The 17305-nt window shown below is 35.7% G+C and carries 15 protein-coding genes and 1 pseudogene; 10 read left to right on the top strand and 6 right to left on the bottom strand.

All coding sequences use genetic code 11. From position 1 onward, the window contains the following. Positions 1 to 183: 183 nt before the first annotated feature. A pseudogene (locus AC3ANV_RS19035) lies at positions 184 to 452 on the bottom strand (transposase); the annotation flags it as partial. A 24-nt stretch (positions 453 to 476) separates the two neighbouring features. Then, positions 477 to 623, bottom strand: coding sequence for a hypothetical protein (locus AC3ANV_RS19030; protein WP_488310249.1), 147 nt, complete (start codon positions 621 to 623; stop codon positions 477 to 479). Between the two features lie 631 nt (positions 624 to 1254). On the opposite strand from AC3ANV_RS19030, the gene AC3ANV_RS19025 reads away from it, so the two are divergent. Continuing rightward, positions 1255 to 2757, top strand: a complete 1503-nt coding sequence (locus tag AC3ANV_RS19025; protein WP_488314274.1) for an MFS transporter — start codon at positions 1255 to 1257, stop codon at positions 2755 to 2757. Between the two features lie 125 nt (positions 2758 to 2882). Here AC3ANV_RS19025 and AC3ANV_RS19020 read toward each other — a convergent pair whose 3' ends face one another. Continuing rightward, a complete protein-coding gene (locus AC3ANV_RS19020) occupies positions 2883 to 3821 on the bottom strand; it encodes a response regulator (RefSeq protein ID WP_488310248.1) in 939 nt (312 codons plus the stop codon). A 4-nt stretch (positions 3822 to 3825) separates the two neighbouring features. Continuing rightward, complete coding sequence (locus tag AC3ANV_RS19015; RefSeq protein ID WP_488310247.1) at positions 3826 to 5145, bottom strand: ATP-binding protein; 1320 nt, start codon at positions 5143 to 5145, stop codon at positions 3826 to 3828. A gap of 286 nt (positions 5146 to 5431) precedes the next feature. Here AC3ANV_RS19015 and AC3ANV_RS19010 point away from each other — a divergent pair, with 286 nt between their 5' ends. The 3 genes from AC3ANV_RS19010 to AC3ANV_RS19000 all read left to right on the top strand — a co-directional run bounded on the left by AC3ANV_RS19010 (position 5432) and on the right by AC3ANV_RS19000 (position 9391). Beyond that, on the top strand, positions 5432 to 6373 hold the full coding sequence (locus AC3ANV_RS19010) for a glutaminase (protein WP_488314273.1): 942 nt from the start codon (positions 5432 to 5434) through the stop codon (positions 6371 to 6373). Between the two features lie 28 nt (positions 6374 to 6401). Next, positions 6402 to 8036, top strand: coding sequence for a glutamate/serine transporter AimA (gene aimA, locus AC3ANV_RS19005; RefSeq protein WP_488310246.1), 1635 nt, complete (start codon positions 6402 to 6404; stop codon positions 8034 to 8036). Between the two features lie 62 nt (positions 8037 to 8098). After that, entirely contained in the window at positions 8099 to 9391 is a 1293-nt protein-coding gene (locus AC3ANV_RS19000) for a Glu/Leu/Phe/Val family dehydrogenase (protein ID WP_488310245.1), read from the top strand. A 234-nt stretch (positions 9392 to 9625) separates the two neighbouring features. On the opposite strand, the gene AC3ANV_RS18995 is transcribed toward AC3ANV_RS19000, so the two are convergent. Next, positions 9626 to 10606 carry a CobW family GTP-binding protein gene (locus tag AC3ANV_RS18995; protein WP_488310244.1) on the bottom strand — a complete coding sequence of 327 codons (981 nt, stop codon included), beginning with the start codon at positions 10604 to 10606 and terminating at the stop codon, positions 9626 to 9628. A gap of 227 nt (positions 10607 to 10833) precedes the next feature. On the opposite strand from AC3ANV_RS18995, the gene AC3ANV_RS18990 reads away from it, so the two are divergent. From AC3ANV_RS18990 to AC3ANV_RS18975, 4 genes are all read left to right on the top strand, one after another. After that, positions 10834 to 11850: a permease gene (locus AC3ANV_RS18990; RefSeq protein ID WP_488310243.1), complete on the top strand. Its 1017-nt coding sequence runs from the start codon at positions 10834 to 10836 to the stop codon at positions 11848 to 11850. Positions 11851 to 11854: 4 nt separating this feature from the next. Continuing rightward, positions 11855 to 12772, top strand: a complete 918-nt coding sequence (locus tag AC3ANV_RS18985) for a TIGR03943 family putative permease subunit (RefSeq protein WP_488310242.1) — start codon at positions 11855 to 11857, stop codon at positions 12770 to 12772. Between the two features lie 73 nt (positions 12773 to 12845). Continuing rightward, positions 12846 to 13064, top strand: a complete 219-nt coding sequence (locus tag AC3ANV_RS18980; protein WP_488310241.1) for a helix-turn-helix domain-containing protein — start codon at positions 12846 to 12848, stop codon at positions 13062 to 13064. A gap of 227 nt (positions 13065 to 13291) precedes the next feature. Continuing rightward, a complete protein-coding gene (locus AC3ANV_RS18975; protein ID WP_488310240.1) occupies positions 13292 to 13846 on the top strand; it encodes a DUF2062 domain-containing protein in 555 nt (184 codons plus the stop codon). A 128-nt stretch (positions 13847 to 13974) separates the two neighbouring features. Here AC3ANV_RS18975 and AC3ANV_RS18970 read toward each other — a convergent pair whose 3' ends face one another. Beyond that, entirely contained in the window at positions 13975 to 14451 is a 477-nt protein-coding gene (locus AC3ANV_RS18970) for a glutathione peroxidase (RefSeq protein WP_488310239.1), read from the bottom strand. Between the two features lie 296 nt (positions 14452 to 14747). Between AC3ANV_RS18970 and AC3ANV_RS18965 the strand changes: the two genes are divergently transcribed. Both AC3ANV_RS18965 and htpG read left to right on the top strand, forming a co-directional pair. Continuing rightward, positions 14748 to 14948, top strand: coding sequence for a cold-shock protein (locus tag AC3ANV_RS18965; protein ID WP_027322326.1), 201 nt, complete (start codon positions 14748 to 14750; stop codon positions 14946 to 14948). Between the two features lie 422 nt (positions 14949 to 15370). After that, on the top strand, positions 15371 to 17251 hold the full coding sequence (htpG, locus tag AC3ANV_RS18960) for a molecular chaperone HtpG (RefSeq protein ID WP_488310238.1): 1881 nt from the start codon (positions 15371 to 15373) through the stop codon (positions 17249 to 17251). Positions 17252 to 17305: the final 54 nt, after the last annotated feature.

The raw sequence follows: 17305 nt of genomic DNA, 5'->3' as shown, positions 1-17305 counted from the left end.
TTATTTTGTCAGAATCTAAATACCAAATTTATTGATTCTCCCTGCTAAAGTGCCTGTTGATTTCCGCTCCGGGCACTCGCTTTCCGCGGCCTCCTCGGCGCTTTTGGCGCCTGCGGGGTCTCCAGTGACCTCTCTATCCCGCAGGAGTCGAGTGCCCTCCGCTCCAATCAACAGGGAGGCAAATCAACCTAAAGTATTGCAACACACTTTTTCTAACCTTGATAAGTGTATTGCAATCTTTTTTATATTTTGGCAGGCTGCAGTTAGAAGAGCCTGCTCACTTGCATTCCTCAATCCCCGTAACCGGCAGTAGCGAAGCCCGTGCAGCTCTTTTGAGTCTGCGAAGCTTCGCTCAATTTTTCCTTTCTAAATTTATAAAGCATTTTTCCCGATTTAGATAAGCGATTTAACCTTACCTTTTCCTTGTTCTCCTCCCATACATGTCGTGTTACATTGTGATAGTTGGGCGCCCATTATCATCGCTGTAATAAGGACGGACCTTTTAAGAAGAAACGAAAACTAATATATTTATCAATCAAACGAAGAAGATGGTCATTAGGTACCAATTCATCAATAGAAACAAATTCATATTCACTTTGGCTAGACTCTTTTGGCTTAAACATTGAATTCTCCACTTATTTTTTTATTTATAAGTTGAACTGAAGGTATGTATTGAAAACACTCTGTTGATTGGAGCGGAAGGCACGAAGACTCCTGCGGGAGTACGGGGCAGGGGAGACCCCGCAGGAGCGAAGCGAGGCCACTGAAAAAGTCCAAGATATTTTGCAATAGGTGATTCCCTGAAAAAACCATCCCCACTATTGACTGAAAAATCGATGAAAACCATTTTCCTCTCCCTACTTTGATGGTGAAAAACGCAATTTTTTGGGATTTTAGTTGGCAGGAAATCTCATTATTAGCAGAAAAGGACTTTTTCAGTGGCGTCAGCGAAGCGACGAGGAGGCTTCCCTGCACGCCCGCGGAAAGCGAAGTGCCTGGAGCGCCAATCAACAGACATATTGATATACTAATAATATTATAACAAATTAACGCGGTGAATTATTAAAGTAATTGAATAAAATAATTGGCTACCGAGGGTTTTTCGACAGCCTGACAAGACCAAAATGGTCTTGTTTATTTTTGTTTTTTGGGAGATTACGCTTTATAGGATTTGAGGTAATGCACATAGTATGACATAAAATTTTAAATTTGTTATTATATCAAAGTGTATCGTATTGCGAAATATTTTTTACGATAAAAAACAAATCAACCAGAAAAAGAGATCCTATAAGGTATCTTAAACAAAGGAGAAGTCTTATGAAAGAAAAATATTATCCTTGGCTCCTCCTCTCTGTAACGAGTCTTGGAGTTCTTCTTGCTACTTTAAACTTAAGCACTTTAAATGTTGCATTACCTGAGGTAGTGACCCATTTTCATGCCAGTGAACTGGCTTCCAATTGGATATTGCTATCTTACATGTTGGTTAATACCATATTTATTTTGGTATTCGGAAAGATTGCAGACATCTTTGGCAGGCGCAAGATGTATCTGTTTGGCCTGATAGAGTTCACCATTGTCAGCTTTTTGTGTGGATTTGCGCCTAATGTTTGGGTACTCATCCTTTTACGTGCTTTACAAGCGCTCGGGGGAGCACTTATTATTACGAACACAACCCCATTGATTACGGATGCATTTCCAGCAAAGAAACTTGGTACGGGATTAAGTATTAATATTTTGGTTGCTTCCATTGCTTCGTTGATTGGTCCGGTAGTAGGCGGATTTTTGGTTTTTCATTTAGGCTGGCGCTGGGTTTTTTGGTTCAATGTTCCAGTCGGTATTATTGGAGTCATCTGGGGGTTTTTCACACTAAGGGCTGTACCTGGAGAAGCAAAAGGAGAAAAAGTGGATTGGCTAGGAAATATCATAGCATTTTTTGGACTTGGCGGGTTAATACTTGCTCTGTCTGAAGTAGGGATTGCCGGTTGGTTGAGCATTCCGGTGATTGCCGGTGTCACTTTATTTGTTGTTCTGGCAATCTTTTTTTTCCGGATAGAGCGCGAAGTAAAGTTTCCCATGATTGATTTTTCGCTTTTTTATGATCGACCGTACGCAATGGCCAATTTGGCCACGTTTTTTAATTCACTGGCTCGTTCCTCTGTGGTATTGTTAATCGCACTTTTTTATCAGGTGGTTGACCTTGAAAACCCATTTAATGCCGGTCTTAAGGTAGTACCTATGACAATCGGGATAATGATTGGTTCCCTAATTGTTGGCACGTTAACCGCTAAATACAGTGCACGGTTTTTGTCAACTTTAGGTCTTTTCGGTACTTGTATTGGAATGCTCATACTTACATGGAAAATTGGAATTCATGCTTCATTATTTTGGATAAGTCTTGGACAATTACTAATCGGTATAGGAACCGGAGTGTTCCAGACGCCAAATACACAGTCCATTATGTTGACAGTTCCGCATGAACGACGCGGGGTAGCCAATGGCATTCGTTCTATGCTGCAAAATATGGGCGCTGTCATTAGTACTGCACTATCATTAATGATTGTTACAAGTGTATTGCCCTTGCAATTAAAAAAGGCCATTTATTCAGGGGCAGGTGCACATCTTGTTCAAGAAGATACCCACCTCATTGTCAATGGGTATCGTATTGCGTTTTTGGTTATGTTGTTCCTTACCTTATTTGCAATTGCAGCATCATTTTTGAGAAATACAAAAAAAGAGGGTGCCCACCATCCTATTTGAGTTAGGCATTCCCTAAAATTTTCGGAGAAAGTTCGATAATAAAATCGGATCATAATTTAAAAACAAACTTCGTATAAAATTACCTAAATTAATCCATTTGTTCACTAAAGTAATGAATAAATGGATTAGTTATTAGCCTCTGAATGTACCCGCTTCGCCTCAAAATAGAGAACTTGAATAAATTTTTTCGTATTGATACGAGCAAGAGAGGTGGAAGGTGTGGAGCCATTCCTTATTTCTGTCATCATTTTCCTTACAGATGCAAAATCAAAAAACTTTGAAGCGTAAGTTTCAAACTTCCAATTTGAAAAATCTTCAAGACCAATGGATGCCAAATGACTCAATGATTGATAAATAGCTCGGCGCACCCGTTGTTCAGTAGCTTTTATTTCCTTTTTTAACTCCGACTCAGTTGCGGATTTTCCAAGTCGTTTTTGAGCCAGATAGACAAAAATTTCTTTAAGGGTGGGAAAACCTTTAGTTAATGCCTGAACTGGTTCATTTTGATATAAATAATCCAACATATCTAATAAATCTTTACTCCCGTTTTCACCGGCTATCCCTAATTCCGATAATAAAACATGAGCGGAAATTCTTATATCTTCCCCTTTGAAAGATTTTTGTTGTATATCTTTCGGGCTATCCAAGTTAAGAACGGTATTGAGTGATTTGTGAATATCTTGGATTGATTTTTCTAATCGGATACGTTCAATGACTTTCTGGATAACAGCCATCACTTCGATCCTGTTGATCGGTTTTGATATATAGTATTCACTGCCGAGCGAATAGGCTTCAGCTATCAACTCTTTCGATTCTACTTGAGATATCATAATGATTTTCCCTTTAAATAACGGTTTAATTAGACGAATTGTTTCAAGCCCGTCTTGAATCGGCATTAACAAATCAATTAATAAAATATCTATGTTTAGCATATTTAGCATGTTTCCATCTAATAATGAGCCATCTTCTGCTTCCCCGGCCACTTCTCCTAAACCACCGTCCTCGACGATTTGGGCCAACATCGAACGAACTGCTTCATCATCGTCAGTTATATAAAAAAGCATCAAATCACCCTTTCTCAATTAAATGATCAACCGGCAATCGAATCATGAAAATTGATCCTGTTCCGCCTATTCTATCCTCTACGGAAATATCACCTTTAAGTTGCTCTACTATATCTTTTACAAAGGATAACCCCATACCTGTGGATGGGTTTCCCGAATGATCATATTTAGAAGTAAACCCGGGCTTGAAAATTAAATTTTTTTGCTTCGGCGCAATCCCGGGGCCGTTATCTTCAATCCGGAATTCAATTAAATTCTGTTTCCTTTCAATGTTAATCGTAATGGATCCCACATCATTTATTGCTTCTACAGCGTTTGTGACAATGTTATTTATGATCGAGAGAAGGGTAAATACATGGTAATGAGGATGATCTCCTTTAATTGAATACACAATTTGAATATCTTTTCTTATTAAACCGGCATATTTTTCGTTTGTTCGTTTAATGATGGAAACAAGTTCGTGCAGGTTCATATAATCTGTAAAACTTTCAACAGATATGAGTTTAGAAAGTCCCGCAAAAATGCGTTGGTTATCTTTTTTTATCTCATGGACTTCGCCTGCGATTTTCAATGCCTTTCTCCGGAGCTCCTCGACAGAATCGGCAGTTGTCCATTTATTTTTCAAACCGTTTAAGCTTTTGTATAGATCGTATGATTTTTTTGTGATGTTTTCAGCATTTACCAATGTTTTTTTTAAATGGATGGATTCTTCATATAAATTGGAAATTAACAAAAGCATGTGTTCATTTTGCTTTCTAGTATGCCGTTCTCTTGCCTGGGCTTCATACAGTTTCATCATAGTGAAAAAGCTAAGAACAATAAAACTGTGAGAAATTGCTATAATCAGTATTTCGCTCAGTGATGCTAACTTAATAGTTGTTCCTAATACGAAATATTGCATTGTTAGCTCTACCATATCACTCAATATTTCAATTGTGATGCCAATAAATCCAATTATAATAAGTCGGTTAGTAAAACGGTAGACTTTTGCAAAATAAAAGAAACAAGAATAGGCGAAATAAAAGAAAAAACTAGAAAAATTGGAATTAAAAGAGGTGGTCCAATTAAAATTCTCCTGTTTAATCCATTCAATTAGAATTCGAAATCCCACTATCAATATAGCTGTCAATAAACCGGGCAAAACTACGGGGATTTTTCGGAATAATAACAAAAAGAATAGAAATGTCGGTACAGCAAAACTAATCCGAAAGGTTTCATTAATCGGATAAAAGTTTAATTCCCCTGCTAATGGCACCGTTACCATCATCAAAACAAGTATGAAGATGTCTTTTTTTAATAAAAGGCTGATGTTCATGAATCTCACTTCCTAATTTGTCTGAAAATCAGTATACAGATAGATTCGTCGCAACACAAATCTTACTTCCTTTTTAAATAATCCAGCCTTGTTTGAAAAAAATTATTTAAAAAGTAAAAAAAGTTTATGTAGTTTTTTGTTTTCTTCTGTAGGTTGAAATATAGAATCAATTTTAGTGTTCTATTTAAAAAAGAAAGCGTTTTCTCAATTCTTTTTGAAATAGGTAAAGGAGGATTTGAAGAGTTTGGTTCTAGGGATTAAAAAAAGGGAAAAAAATCAACTTCACTATCAAGGGATGGATTGCATTGATGAATGGGTGAGACATTACCGTTCCTACGCCCATGAAGGACGTTGTGCAAGCTATATCCCTGCTTTGGGAAAGGCTGACCCCTCACAGTTAGGTATTTGTATAGTAACACCAACAGGATCAGTAATAAAGTCAGGTGATTGGCAAGCCGCCTTTACTTTGCAAAGTATTTCAAAGGTGATCAGCTTTATAGCTGCTTGTGTCAGTCGCGGGATTCCCTATGTGCTAGATCGGGTCGATGTGGAGCCAACCGGGGATGCCTTTAATTCAATTATCCGCTTAGAAATGCATAAACCGGGCAAGCCGTTTAACCCCATGATCAATGCCGGAGCCATTACCATCGCTTCACTGCTCCCGGGAGAATCATCACAGACTAAATTAGAGTTTCTTTACGAATTAATCGAAAAAATGATAGGGAAACGCCCAAGAATCAATGAGGAGGTGTTCCAATCAGAATGGAAGACAGCTCATCGAAATAGAGCGATAGCCTACTATCTAAAAGAGACGGGTTTTTTGGAATCTGAGGTGGAAGAAGCTTTAGAGGTTTACCTAAAGCTATGTTCTATAGAAGTAAACACAGAAGATATAGCCATGATTGGAATGATTCTTGCGTCTGATGGATATCATCCGATTCAAAATGAACAAGTTCTACCTAAAAAAGTGGCTAGACTTACCAAAGCCTTAATGCTTACTTGTGGAATGTACAATGCTTCAGGTAAATTTGCAGCCTTTGTCGGGGTTCCGGCCAAAAGTGGAGTTTCTGGTGGGATTTTAACATTAGTTCCCCCGGGAATTAAAAGAGAACTGCCTTTTCAAGATGGATGTGGAATTGGTATTTATGGCCCGGCTATTGATGAATATGGTAATAGCCTGACGGGTGTTATGTTATTGAAACATATAGCACAGGAATGGGATCTAAGTATTTTCTAAAACATCTTACATGAAAGAAGTTGAATAGATGAATAAATTGCAAAGACGGATGGGTACGTTTTCATTAACAATGGTAGGAATGGGGTCTATTATTGGATCAGGATGGTTATTCGGAGCATGGAGAGCTGCACAAATTGCAGGACCTGCTGCTATTTTCTCCTGGATTATCGGTATGATTGTCATTTTATTTATTGCACTTTCTTATAGTGAATTAGGCTCTATGTTCCCTGAAGCCGGTGGGATGGTTAAATATACACAGTACTCCCATGGTTCTTTTATCGGGTTTCTTGCAGGATGGGCAAACTGGATTGCTATTGTCTCCGTAATTCCAGTTGAGGCAGTCGCTTCTGTTCAATATATGAGTTCACTTCCTTGGAAATGGGCCCAGTGGACACATGGTTTAGTGTTAAACGGAAGTCTAACAGGAAAAGGCTTAGGTATTGCTTCTTTATTACTACTTATTTATTTTTTCATCAATTACTGGACCGTTAGCTTTTTTTCAAAAGCGAACTCTTTCATTACCATATTCAAGATTATTATCCCTGGACTTACGATTGGCGCACTTCTATTTGCCGGTTTCCATAGTGGGAACTTTACGTACCATCATAGTGTAGCACCCAATGGTTGGGCGAGTGTATTTACTGCTGTAGCAACTTCAGGTATTATTTTCGCATTTAACGGTTTTCAAAGTCCGATAAATATGGCCGGTGAAGTAAAGAATCCAAGTCGTTCTATCCCTATTGCCGTAATCGGATCCGTTCTGATTGCAACCGTTATTTACGTTTTATTGCAGGTTGCTTTTATTGGATCTGTGGATTCTTCACTGCTTGTTCATGGCTGGCATCAGTTAAATTTCAATTCCCCGTTTGCTGACTTGGCAATCGCTCTAAATCTAAATTGGCTGGTTATTATATTATATTCGGATGCTTTTATTTCTCCTTCCGGTACAGCAATAACCTATACAGCTACAACATCACGGATGATATATGGGATGCAAAAAAATGAATATTTGCCAAAAGTGTTTGGAAAACTTCATCCTATTTATGGTATCCCGCGTCCTGCCATGTTTCTAAACTTAGCTGTATCATTACTATTTTTGTTCTTATTTAGAGGATGGGGAACATTGGCTGAGGTTATTTCAGTTGCTACCCTAATATCCTACATTACCGGTCCTGTTACTGTTATGACATTAAGACGTACCGGTAAGCTTTTGTACCGGCCTTTACGTTTAAAAGGATTGAGTATTATTGCCCCATGCGGATTTGTCTTTGCATCTTTAACTCTATATTGGGCGCGATGGCCTCTAACCGGACAAGTGTTATTCATTATTATGGGCGGTCTACCTATCTACTTTTATTATCAAGCAAAAATGAAATGGAAGGGATTCAGAAAGAACTTCCGAGCAGGGCTTTGGATGGTTATTTACTTATTATGTATGATACTTGTTTCGTATTTAGGAAGTGAAAAGTTTGGCGGAAAAAACATCATTCCATATGGTTGGGATATGCTTATCATTGCAGGTATTTCACTTGTTTTTTATGTCTGGGGTTTAAAAAGCGGGTTTGAAACAGAATATTTGCAAGAAGCCTGCAAGGTAAATGAAGAAATGAGAGTAAGAGAGGAAGAGATTACATCAGAATCATATCAAGAAACAGCTGTATAAAAATCAGATTGGATGTAATTTCGATTTCTGTATAAATATTATTTAATTATGGGGTGGTATAAATGTCATTGACAAAGACTATTGAGAGCTTATCCGAGAAACAGAAAAAAGAAAAGGAATCCCTGGATTTATTTCTTTCAACACAAACAGTTATAAAAGAGGCGTTGAATAAATTAGATTTTTCAAATGAATTTTTTGAATTATTAAAAGAGCCTCTCCGAATGCTGACTGTTCGTATACCAGTTAAAATGGATGACGGTACGGTCAAAGTATTTACCGGTTTTCGTTCCCAACATAATGATGCGGTTGGTCCGACAAAAGGAGGCGTACGCTTCCATCCTGATGTGGATGAGGAAGAGGTAAAAGCCTTGTCAGTTTGGATGAGTTTAAAGTGCGGAATTGCAAATCTTCCCTTCGGCGGTGGTAAAGGCGGCATAAAATGTGACCCAAGAAACATGTCGTTTGGAGAATTGGAAAGATTAAGTCGCGGTTATGTTCGTGCCATCAGCCAAATTGTCGGCCCTACAAAAGATATACCGGCACCTGATGTGTATACAAACTCTCAAATCATGGCTTGGATGATGGATGAATACAGCCGCCTACGTGAATTCGATTCTCCCGGTTTCATCACGGGTAAACCCCTTATGTTAGGAGGGTCACAAGGCCGTGAAACGGCAACAGCTCGCGGTGTAACAATATGTATTGAAGAAGCGGTAAAGAAAAAAAACATTAACTTACAAGATGCTCGCATTGTGATTCAAGGTTTTGGGAATGCAGGAAGCTTTTTGGCCAAATTCATGCATGATGCCGGAGCGAAAGTGGTTGGTATTTCGGATGCTCATGGTGCTCTTTATGATCCGGAAGGGCTTGATATTGATTATTTGCTAGATCGACGTGATAGTTTTGGCACAGTGACACCTTTATTTAAGAATGTTATCACGAATCAAGAATTACTCGAAAAAGAATGTGACATTCTTGTACCTGCTGCCATTTCAAACCAAATTACGGCACAAAACGCCGACCGAATTAAAGCTTCGATTATAGTGGAGGCAGCAAATGGGCCTACAACTCTGGAAGCAACAAAAATTTTGGATGAAAAAGGCGTCCTCCTTGTTCCGGATATATTGGCAAGTGCCGGTGGTGTCACAGTATCTTATTTTGAATGGGTTCAAAATAATCAAGGATATTATTGGTCTGAGGAAGAGGTTGCTGAAAAATTACAAAAAGTAATGGTCGGTTCTTTTGAAAATATTTATCAAACAGCACAGGCCCATCGGGTTAATATGCGTTTAGCAGCATATATGGTTGGAATAAGAAAAGTGGCAGAGGCTTCTCATTTCCGTGGATGGGTATAAAATATAAGATGTTTATTACTTTCTGGAAGGAGTGAATTTACGTGTGGGTCATCACTGTCCATTCAAAAAACAACCTTAACATGTTTGAGTTTGACACTGAAAAAGAAGCAAAAGAAGCTTTCAAAAAAATTCAAGGCTGTAAAATCCTTACTGAGATCATTTACTTTAATGAATTTTGTTTAGTTTAATTATGTTCGTTATGAACAATAGAATGAACCCGAATAAAGGATTCCTTTATTCGGGTTCATTCTTTTTGAAAGATTTTCTCCAGTAATTTTGGATTAGTTTTTTGTCTAATTCATATCCTATTAGGATTAGAGATGTTTCAGTATTCCGATCAGATTCTATTTTATTCAAAATTAATTGGTTGGGAGAATACTGAAAATTATAAAATAAACCATCATCCTCAATATGAACTATTCCTTTACCTCTTACAATATTCTTAGGCATTCCTTTCAACCAATCTTCAAACATTCTTTGATCTACCATTGGTATGTTTTTCAATCTTATAGCTTGAATTTGATCATGATGTTCATGTTGATGATCATGGTTTTTAGAGAATATTTCTATATTTGATTTTTCTTGTAAGTTATTATTATCAATTAAAAAATCGACCGGTATATCACAAAATACTGTTTTATAGATGGGAATATCTTTATTAAGAGTCCGAGTGAGCTTTTCATCAATTTTTTTAAGCCTTTTCTGATTTACTAAGTCTACTTTGTTTAAAATGACAATAGAAGAACAAGTAATTTGTTGTTTCAATAGAGCACGAATTTCACTGGAACTAGAGAAAATACTTTGATATTCTAAATAGTTACTAGCATCCACCACGCCAATAATCGAATGGAGAGAAAGATAGTCAGTGTATTTCGGATCCTGCAAAGCATGCTCTATTTCTAAGGGATTGGCAACGCCGGTTCCTTCAATAAGAAGTATATCAACTTGATCTAATGATTGATTTAGAAAATAGTCAAAAGTAGATTTTAAATCCGTTTGAATGGAACAACAAATACAGCCATTTAATAATTCCACCATGTTTTCTTTAGCAAATAAATGACTTTCAACATTTATATCACCCAGCTCGTTCAAAATAATTCCCGGAACTAAGCCTCTCATTCTGAATTCTTCTATTAATTTAAGTAATATCGTTGTTTTTCCACTACCGAGAAAGCCACTAATTACATATACGGGGATCTTTTTGTTCTCTTTCAAGACTATTCCTCCCTAAAGCTATCTAAAACTACTTTTTAAAATATAAAATAAAACAATCAATTAGACAAGGCTAAAACCGATGTGGACTAAAAGAGAGGTATTTACAAAATAATATTGAATTTCCAATTTTACCTTTCCGCTAGGAATGATTAATAAAACGAATAAAATATGATATTATTTAAAGTATTGTTTTGAAAATGTACAGAAATAAAAAAGCAGGTGTATAGATGAGAGCATTACATCATTTTATGAAAGAATTAATGTGGTTCGCAATTGGTTTAGTTTTATTGGTATTATTATTCCAATTCTTTATATTTATTAATTCCCATAATTTCACTTTCCATATTCCCAAAATGATAAGTAACTTAAATACGATCTTTATTAGTATTTTACTAGAGGCAATTCCATTTGTGTTAATAGGTGTCTTCGTTTCATCTCTTATACAAATGTATGTATCGGAAGAAAGAATTCAGAAATTGATCCCGAAGAATCCGTTCCTTGCGCTTATTCCGACTGCCCTTTTGGGTGTTATATTCCCAGTTTGTGAATGTGCAATTGTCCCGGTTGTAAGAAGATTGATTAAAAAAGGAATGCCATTGCATGTTGGAATGGTTTTACTTGTAGGTGCCCCGATTTTAAATCCAATCGTGTTTTTATCTACTTATGTTGCTTTTCGCTTGGATGTTCAAATGGCTTATGCAAGACTTGGACTGGCTTTTTTGATCATCATAATTATTGGATTAGTAATCTATTTATTGTTTGAAAATAAGGATCAACTAAAATGGACAAAAGAAGACCTTGTCGTTTCGAACAAAAAAGAACCAACTGTTCAATCTAAAAGTCTAAAAATGGTTCTTTATCATGCAAGTGATGAGTTTTTTCAAATGGGGAAGTACTTAATTTTTGGTGCCTTTATCGCCAGTTTATTTCAAACCTATTTTGATCGTAGTATTCTTCTTCATTTAGGCTCGAACAATTTGTCATCCCCGCCTGTAATGATGGGATTCGCCTATGCCTTATCATTGTGTTCGGAAGCAGATGCTTTTGTTGCTGCTTCATTTCTTCACACCTTTTCAAAAGGATCTATTTTGGCCTTTCTTCTATTTGGTCCAATGGTGGACTTTAAAAATACATTGATGCTTTTTGGCTATTTTAAAACAAAGTTTGTCCTTGTTTTTATGCTAATTACTACGATTGTGGTTTTAAGTTCCGTTTATATTTTTCAATCTTTCGTTTGGAGGTGATAGGATGCAACAAGAAAAGGGTAGGATCAACCATGTCTTCATTAGAGGGGTAATTTTAATAGGTTTTACCCTATTATTAGTGAGGCTGATTATTGCCGGAGATTTAAAATTTTTTATTGCTCCTAAAATGGCCCCTTTATCTTATTTTTCGATGGTTTCATTTTTATTAATGGGTATTGGCCAATTTTGGAGAAGTAGAAATAAGAATGATGACATTGATTGTGATTGTGGGAGTGATCATGGGACTTCCTCTTCCAAAAAGAAGTCAATTTTAACTTATTCAATGTTTATTATCCCTATTTTAACAGGAATGTTTTTTTCGACTAATACGCTTGATAGTGCCGTAGCGGCGAAAAGAGGGGTGAATTTTGGAGAAATGACTAGCAGTGCAACTCCAATTAATTCATCGAATAATCAAGGCAATACGAATGAGCCAAATCAAAATGGAATCCAACAAAATTCAAGTAATCTAAATGGTAATCAAACACCAAAGAATGTGAACCCTTCGATAAATACAGATAATTCACTAAGTAAATATGATTTATTAGAGAAAGAACTGCTATCTAGTAAAAAAATTATTGTTAATGATGATAATTTCATCTTTACGATGAACACAATCGAGCAAAAATTGGATAAGTTTATTGGGAAAGAAATTGAGTTAAAAGGGTTTGTGTATAAACAAGGGGTACCTAAAAATCAAATTGTCGTCGCAAGATTCGGTGTTACATGCTGCATAGCGGATTCAGATATTGTAGGAATGCTTTCTTCCGGAAATGTAAGTAATGTTATTGAGGATGAATGGGTAAAAGTAGACGGTACGATTGAAAAATCAACCTATCAAGGCACTGTGCTACCTTCCTTAAAAATAATAAAGATTGAAAAGGTTCCAAGACTCCGGGATCCGTATGTTTATTTTAAGTAATAACATTTCATGGGTATCCTCCTTTATTTTTCCAATGGAATATGGTAAGGTAATATAAAAGCGAGGTGTCACTTTGACCAATTACAAAGCAAAAAAAAGTAATCTTGAAATTCTCCTATCAAAAAATAACACTGAGCTTGATGTGTTAGCTGTTAACACCGGAATCGAAAAATCTACATTAAATGACTATTTAAGTAAGAAGGTTATGACTTTAAATAATGCAATGACCATATCTAAAGAACTAAATTGTACTATTGAAGATCTTTATGAATGGAACGTGATTAAAGGGTGAATTAATCATCCTTTTTTCTTTATTAAAATTTTTTTAATGAAAGAAATATCCGTTCAATCCCTTCCGTAAGCTTAATATGGAAGGGGTTTTTTGTTTTTGCGGCAAAGCTCAATTGAAACATTTTTCAGATTTAATGTTTTTTTAAGAAATAAAAGTAACAGAAAGTTTAGAAGTTATTCCATAAATAGAATATAATTATAATATCTGTTGTTATTATGAGGTGCAAAATGAGTATCAAACACAAAAAGTATAATTTTTTTCAGAAAATCGGCCGTACTTTTAAGTTTAATTTTGTTAAACTTCTTCGTTCTCCAGGGGGAGCAAAAAAGGTATCATTGGGTTTTGCAATTGGATTCGGCTTAGAAATGTTAGTAATTTCAACAGCCTCTCTAATTTATATACTGTTTGTCCCGATAGTGCGCTTAGCTAAAGGCTCATTACCTGCTTCAATAATTGGGAACGTTATTGGAAAACTAACCTTTCTCCCGGTAATTCTTTTGCCGTTTGCAAGAAAAATTGGGAAAATAATTTTTCCCATGAAAGTTAAAGTAGGACATAATACACCTTTTTCTTTTCAAAATCTAATGCACGGTGATTTCCGTAGTTTGTTGGGTATCCTGCATGGGGGTGTGCATGTTTTAATTGGAATGACTATTTTCGGAATTGTATTCGGAATTATTGCATACTTTATTGTTCACTATTTATATGAAAAAGAAAAAACTAGAAGATTAAATAAAAGACGAAATAAAGAATTCATACGAAGAAATATGACTATAAAATAATTTTAACCCGCATGTGTGTGAATTGCACCCCAATTGTTAGACTCACTTCTAACAATTGGAGGTGTAGTTATTTTTAAATCAGCTTAACAAAGGACTAAGCTTTAATAATTTTATAAAAAGCCTGCTGCTTATAGAAGAGCCTCAATATCTTTGACAATATCATATGGTTTCGTAGTAGGATTATATCGCTTCACGACATTTCCCTTTGAATCAACTAGGAATTTTGTGAAATTCCACTTTATCGTATTGAATCCCAGTAATCCGGGCGCTTGCTTCCTTAAATAGACAAATAAAGGATGAGCAAAGACCCCATTAACATCCACTTTGGCAAACATCGGGAAGGTTACACCATAATTTAATTGACAAAACGCTTTAATATCTTCTTCATTTCCCGGTTCTTGACTCATAAATTGGTTGCAAGGAAATCCAAGAATCTCAAGACCTCTTTCCTTATAGGATTCATAAAGTCCTTGAAGGTCCTGAAATTGGGGTGTAAAGCCACATTTGCTAGCGGTATTAACAATGAGCAGCACTTTTCCCTCGAATTTTTTGACGGAAATTTCCTCTCCATCTATCGATTTTACTCGAAACGGATAAACTGACATAGCTCAATCTCCTTTAGTAATGAAGCTCTATATTAAAGAGCCACATTTTATTAATCTTGTTTTATATCGAATATTGTACAAAGTCAAATACTTTTTTAGATTTAGGGAAAACACCATAAAGTAAAATTCAACTTACGATATAGCATCCTTGCAAACACTTTCAAATAATGCTATTCTAATAAAGAATTATTTTTGTTCGGTGTAAAGGATAGTATAAGTATCAACTTTTCGTCTTGATGATCACTGAGAGCAAGGATAGAAATATATGTGTGTTCACACATTAGGAGGCAACAAACATGGAAAAAGGTAAAGTAAAATGGTTTAATGGCGAAAAAGGCTTCGGATTCATCGAACGTGAAGGCGGAGAAGACGTATTCGTTCATTTCTCAGCGATTCAAGGCGAAGGGTACAAAACATTAGAAGAAGGCCAAGAAGTAACTTTTGACGTTGAGCAAGGTCAACGTGGAGCACAAGCAGCTAACGTACGTAAAGCTTAAACTATATGTACGAATTTGACAGACTCTTTTTATGGAGTCTGTTTTTTATTTTATAAATAGGCTATATTAAAACTCATTGTTGATTTAGCTCACTTAGTTGATTGGAGCGGAAATCGACAGGCAGGTTTAACAGAGCCTATAAATAACCAAAAAAACCCTACTCACGAATGAGTAGGGAACATGAAAACAGTAAATCAAATGGTAAACTAAGTGTAGCATAAAATTTGTGAATCTCCTAATTTCCCACGAACAAATTTTTAAGGCTAGAGCAAGTAACATAAAAAAAGTGAAGGTATTGACGAAAACGACGTTATATGTTATTAAAAATATTGTTAGCACTCAAATCTATAGAGTGCTAATCGCAGTTTGTATTAAATGTAAATCCGAAAAAATGTTGTTTTAGATTGAAAGGAGAGATATTAATGGAAACAAAACAGTTTAAAGCAGAATCAAAGAGATTATTAGACATGATGATTAACTCTATTTATACACATCGGGAAATATTTTTAAGAGAGTTAATTTCCAATGCCAGTGATGCAATTGACAAATTATACTATAAAGCATTATCTGATGACACTTTAAGTTTTGATAAAGACAGTTACTACATAAAAGTGGAAGCTAGCAAAGAAAACAGAACATTAAAAATCTCCGATACCGGGATTGGTATGACTAAAGAAGAACTTGAAAATAATCTTGGAACGATTGCCAAAAGTGGTTCATTAGCATTTAAGAATGAAAATGAGCTAAAGGATGGGCATGAAATCATCGGTCAATTTGGAGTTGGATTTTATGCAGCTTTTATGGTAGCTGATGTTGTGACTGTCATCAGTAAGGCATTAGGCAGTGAAGAGGCTTACAAATGGGAATCCATGGGTGCGGATGGTTACACAATCGTGCCATGTGAGAAAGATTCAGTAGGAACCGAAATTATTCTGAAAATTAAAGAGAACTCGGAAGATGAGAATTATGATGAATATCTAGAGGAGTATCGTTTAAAGGGGATTATCAAAAAATACTCTGACTTCATTCGCTACCCTATTAAAATGGATGTTGCTGAAAGAAAACTTAAAGAAGGCAGCGAAAACGAATACGAAGATTATCAGGAAGAGCAGATAATCAATAGCATGGTTCCAATTTGGAGAAAGAATAAAAGTGAACTTACTACTGAAGATTACAACAATTTCTATGAAGAAAAACATTACGGTTTTGACGAACCGATAAAACATATCCATATTAGTGTCGATGGTGCTGTAAGATATAATGCAATTCTTTATATCCCTGAGAAAACACCTTTTGACTATTATTCACAGGAATATGAAAAGGGTCTAGAGCTATATTCCAATGGTGTATTAATCATGAACAAATGTTCAGACCTACTGCCTGATTATTTTAGCTTTGTTAAAGGTATGGTTGATTCGGAAGATTTATCGCTTAACATTTCAAGAGAAATGCTGCAGCATGATCGACAATTAAAGCTGATTGCGAAAAACATTAACAAAAAAATCAAAAGCGAATTACAAAACATCTTAAAAAATGAACGGGAAAAGTATGAAGAATTTTATAAGTCCTTTGGCAAACAATTAAAATATGGCGTTTATAGCGACTACGGTATGCATAAAGAAGAATTGCAGGACCTGTTAATGTTCTACTCCTCTAAGGAGAAGAAAATGGTCAGCTTAGATGAATATGTATCCAGGATGCCTGAGGAACAAAAATATATATATTATGCTTCCGGAGATTCATATGACAGAATTGATAAGCTGCCGCAAACAGAGTTAGTGTCTGAAAAAGGCTATGAAATTTTATATTTCATAGATGAAATTGATGAGTTTGCCATCAGAATGTTAATGTCGTACAAGGATAAAGAATTCAAATCTGTTTCAAGCGGTGATTTAGGTATTGAAGCAGATGAAAAGCAAAATGATACTGCTTCTGAAGAGACCGAAAACAAAGACCTCTTTGAATATATGAAAGGAATCCTTTCAGAAAAAGTTAAAGATGTCAGAGTGTCAAAAAGATTAAAATCTCATCCTGTATGTTTAACAACTGATGGCGAAGTCACGATAGAAATGGAAAAAATATTGAAAGCAATGCCGGGTAACCAAAATATTAAGGCGGATAAAGTCTTAGAAATTAATATCAATCATGAAGTATTCCAATCATTAAAAGATTCTTTTGAGAACGATAAAGAAAAATTAAATCTATATACAAACCTACTGTACAATCAAGCACTTCTGATTGAAGGTTTACCAATCCAAGATCCGGTAGAGTTTACGAATAACATCTGTAAAATAATGGTATAAAGTATAGTGAAATAGTGTAATAAATTGGAGCTGTCGTATGACAGCTCCTTTCGT

The organism is Neobacillus sp. DFD-2R, assembly GCF_057747865.1.
Note: the sequence above shows the minus strand (reverse complement) of the source record. Positions and strands in the feature narration are given on the sequence as shown.